At 43.4% G+C, this 3,791-nt stretch carries 4 protein-coding genes; 3 read left to right on the top strand and 1 reads right to left on the bottom strand.

Annotation, left to right across the window (positions count from 1 at the left end; all coding sequences use genetic code 11):
• The first annotated feature begins 129 nt into the window (after positions 1–129).
• Both A5294_RS02140 and A5294_RS02135 read left to right on the top strand, forming a co-directional pair.
• Entirely contained in the window at positions 130–1,299 is a 1,170-nt protein-coding gene (locus A5294_RS02140; RefSeq protein WP_004106516.1) for a branched-chain amino acid aminotransferase, read from the top strand.
• Positions 1,300–1,441: 142 nt separating this feature from the next.
• Entirely contained in the window at positions 1,442–2,155 is a 714-nt protein-coding gene (locus A5294_RS02135; protein ID WP_032842495.1) for a trimeric intracellular cation channel family protein, read from the top strand.
• Between the two features lie 91 nt (positions 2,156–2,246).
• Here the strand turns inward: A5294_RS02135 and rpsT are convergent, their stop codons facing one another.
• The gene (gene rpsT / locus A5294_RS02130; protein ID WP_004106518.1) at positions 2,247–2,507 is read right to left on the bottom strand and encodes a 30S ribosomal protein S20; all 261 of its coding nucleotides are present in this window, start codon (positions 2,505–2,507) and stop codon (positions 2,247–2,249) included.
• A gap of 722 nt (positions 2,508–3,229) precedes the next feature.
• Between rpsT and A5294_RS06530 the strand changes: the two genes are divergently transcribed.
• A partial coding sequence (locus A5294_RS06530) for a GTP-binding protein (RefSeq protein WP_156483439.1) occupies positions 3,230–3,791 on the top strand: 562 nt, incomplete at its 3' end.

The raw sequence follows: 3,791 nt of genomic DNA, 5'->3' as shown, positions 1-3,791 counted from the left end.
GCATATTTTTTGAAATATTTCTTAAGATATTTTGGCGTGTAAGTTTTGCGAAAAACAAGAATCGTATTAATCTATACGTTAATTGCGGTAAAAGGCAAGTAGAAATAATCCACATAGAAAAGAGACATAATGGCTGATTTAGAAGTAGCTCCAGAGTTTTCTGACGCTTATGAGTCTTATGATCATAGCGATACAGCTCTGTTGAACAAATTGGCTGGCAACTTTGAAGTTCTGCCGAATGATAATCCAGTTTCGGATGCAAAACGCAACGAACTTATTGATAAGCCTGCTTTCGGTCAGATTTTCTCCGACAATATGGTTCATATGTCTTGGACTAAAGGTGAAGGATGGTCTGATCGTCGTGTAGAGCCTTATGGTCCATTGAAAATGGATCCAGGTGCATCTGTGTTGCACTATGCTCAGGAGTGCTTTGAAGGTTTGAAGGCTTATAAGCGCGCCGACGGCTCTATTTGGCTTTTCCGCCCAGATATTAATGCTGCTCGTTTCCAAAATTCTGCTAAGCGTTTGTATTTGCCGGAACTCTCTATTGATGATTTTATTGGATCGGTTGCAGCCTTGGTAAAGCGAGACAAGCAATGGGTTCCGAGCCGTCGAGAGTATACGCTTTACATGCGTCCATTCATGTTTGCTTCCGAGCCGTTCCTCGGTGTGCGCGAAGCTCACGAAGTTGAATACTGTGTTATTGCTTCTCCATCCGGCCCATACTTCAAGGGTGGTTTGAAGCCTGTTAGCATTTGGGTTGAAGATCAGTGGTTCCGCACTGGTCCTGGTGGTACTGGTTTTGCTAAGTGTGGTGGAAATTATGCAGCTTCCTTGCTTGGTGAATACAAGGGTATTGAGCATGGTTGTGAGCAAGTGTGCTTCGTTGATGCTGCAACTAAGACATATTTGGAAGAGCTTGGTGGCATGAATATGTTCGCACTCCACAAGGATGGCCATTTGGAAACTCCATCTCTTACTGGCAGCATTCTTCCTGGCGTTACGCGTCGTTCTTTGATTCAGCTTGCTGAGGAAGCAGGACATAAGGTTGTTGAAACCATGATTCCTCTTCAAGGGTTGCTTGACGATATTCGTTCTGGCGAGGTTACTGAAGTCTTTGCTTGCGGTACTGCTGCAATCATTACGCCAATTGGTCGTTTTAAGTCCGATGAATTCGATCTTAAGGTTGCCGATGGTGGCGTTGGTGAGTTAACTCAGGCTTTGCGCGATGAGTTACTTGGCATTCAGCTCGGTGATGTCGAAGATAAGCATAACTGGATGTGGAAAGTTTGCGACTAATTTATATAAGTTAGTTAATATTATCTCATCTAATGTTGCTTATGGCGCGTTGTACTCTATATATTTAGATATCGTATAGAGTACAACGCGTTTGTTTGTTATACACGTAGTGTTTTGGCGAATTTATTTGAAGGGAAATGCTTTGGAAGGTGCGTTAGGGGATAACGTCTTTTTTCTTATAGTTGAGTATGTTGCTATGGGATGTTGTGGCATGGTTGGCGGCATGTGGGCTATTCGTAAGAATTATGATGTTTTTGCGATTATTACTACGTCTTGGATAACTGCATTGGGTGGCGGTATTGTTCGTGATGTGTTGCTTGGAGCATTGCCGCCTGTTGGTATTGCTGATCGTGGTTTTGTTATTACAGGTCTGCTTTCTGGTGTTATTGTGGCTGTTGCTCACCCTGAGATTGATAAATGGCGTTGGCTTATGCTTACGCTTGATGCCTTGGCGTTGGGTCTGTTTGCTGTGAATGGCACAGCAAAAGGTTTGGATTTTCACATGTCTGGTATGGCTTCAGTATTTTTAGGAATGGCAACTGCTTTGGGTGGCGGTTTGATTCGCGACATGATTTTGAACCAAGTTCCTGTTATTGTGCGAGATAAGCATTGGTACGCTTTACCTGCTGCTCTTGGATGTGTATTAACTGTTTTTGTTGTAAAAGCAAAGCATGCAGGTTACTTTGGTTTAACTGTTGAAATATTGCTTGATGTTCTTATTGTTGTTCTTGTTGTTGCAATGCGCTTGTTGTCTGTGAAACTAGATTTAACTTTATTTGGAGCAATGAACCGCACGGAACCTATTAAGGTTAGACGTCCTCGTATTCGTCGTATTAATAATCGTCGTCACCGCTAATATTGCATACGATGATAAAAATAATCCCCAGCACCGATTGGTACTGGGGATTTTCCTTACATGCTGTGTTATGCAGTTATCTGCACAAACTTCACAGAGCGTTAATCGCTACAGCAAGACCAGACTTGCGGTTTGCAGCCTGATTCTTATGAATCACGCCACGACCTGCAGCCTTGTCAAGCTTCTTAGCGGCTACTGCGAAAGCGGCCTGCGCTGCAGCCTTATCACCAGCGGTGATGGCTTCACGAGTAGCACGAATAGCGGTCTTCAAAGCAGACTTTACTGCTACGTTACGCTTATGTGCTTTCTCGTTAGTGAGAACACGCTTTTTCTGCGACTTAATGTTTGCCACTGTTACTCCAAACGACGTTTGCTATATAAGGACATACAAATAGTAAGTGTATCATGCTTATTAGATAACGTTATTCGTTTCTATTGTTCGTTTTGGGATTTCCTCCTCAATGTGGCGCGAGTTTTGGGGGATTTCTCTCCTCGCACGTCCCGTCCTTCGTGCGCTCTGGCTGCTAAAAGAGCTTAGTGTGTTCGTCTTTCTTTAAAGAATGTAGCTTCTCAGTCCTCTTTTAGTGCTCGTAGAGAAATCCCCCAAACTCTGCGTGTTTAATCTTTAATAACCGTGTTAATCGCAGAGATTTTTCGATTTTTCTTCTTCGCTTGGCGAATCAGCAGCCTGCGGCTCTGCGCGACGACCTGCCTGAGCGCTTAAAGCGTAGCGCGCGAAGGCAACTCGGAGCGGAAACTCGCTCAGGTTGGAAGTCCAGTGGACTTCCAACGCGAGTTTCGTAGCAAGCGCGTTACCCGCGCGAGCGTCCGCGCTCAGTGCGAAAAATCTCAAATCTCTACCACGTGAATACTTACTTAACTGATAACGACGAATATTAAGTCAAATAAGCTATTAGTTTTTTGCGTAGCGTTATTTTGTATTGTCAAAACTCAATAAGTGCTAAAAATATTGATTTATATTATAAAATAGGGTAGTAGAGTTGGTAAGATTAATTACTTGCGTAGCTTACGCAATTTAATACTATCCGCGTATTTAATAAGGAGATGCTTGCTTTGATTACACCGCATAACCAGCCAGGATTTACGGATCAATCGTTGATACGCAATTTCTGCATTATTGCGCATATAGATCATGGCAAGTCCACTGTAGCAGATCGCATTTTACAACTTTCAGGAATCGTGCCAGAGCGTGAAATGCGAGACCGTTTCTTGGATCGCATGGATATTGAGCAAGAGCGCGGTATTACTATTAAATCGCAGGCTGTTCGCGTTCCTTGGACTTTTGAAGGCAAAGAGTATTCGCTTGGAATGATTGATACTCCTGGACACGTCGATTTTACTTACGAAGTTTCGCGCGCGCTGGCAGCATGCGAAGGTGCGGTGCTGTTGGTAGATGCAACCCAAGGAATTGAAGCGCAAACGCTTTCTAATCTTTATATGGCAATCGACCATAATTTAACGATTATTCCTGTTCTTAACAAAATCGATTTGCCTAGCGCTGAACCAGATAAGCATGCTGAAGAAATAGCTGGTTTAATTGGTTGCAAGCCGGAGGACGTGTTGCGCGTTTCTGGTAAAACCGGCGAAGGTGTTAAAGACTTACTTGATCAAATTG

The organism is Gardnerella sp. 30-4, assembly GCF_001641215.1.
GTDB classification, from domain to species: Bacteria; Actinomycetota; Actinomycetes; order Actinomycetales; family Bifidobacteriaceae; genus Bifidobacterium; species Bifidobacterium leopoldii.
This window is presented reverse-complemented; position numbering and strand designations above follow the sequence as displayed.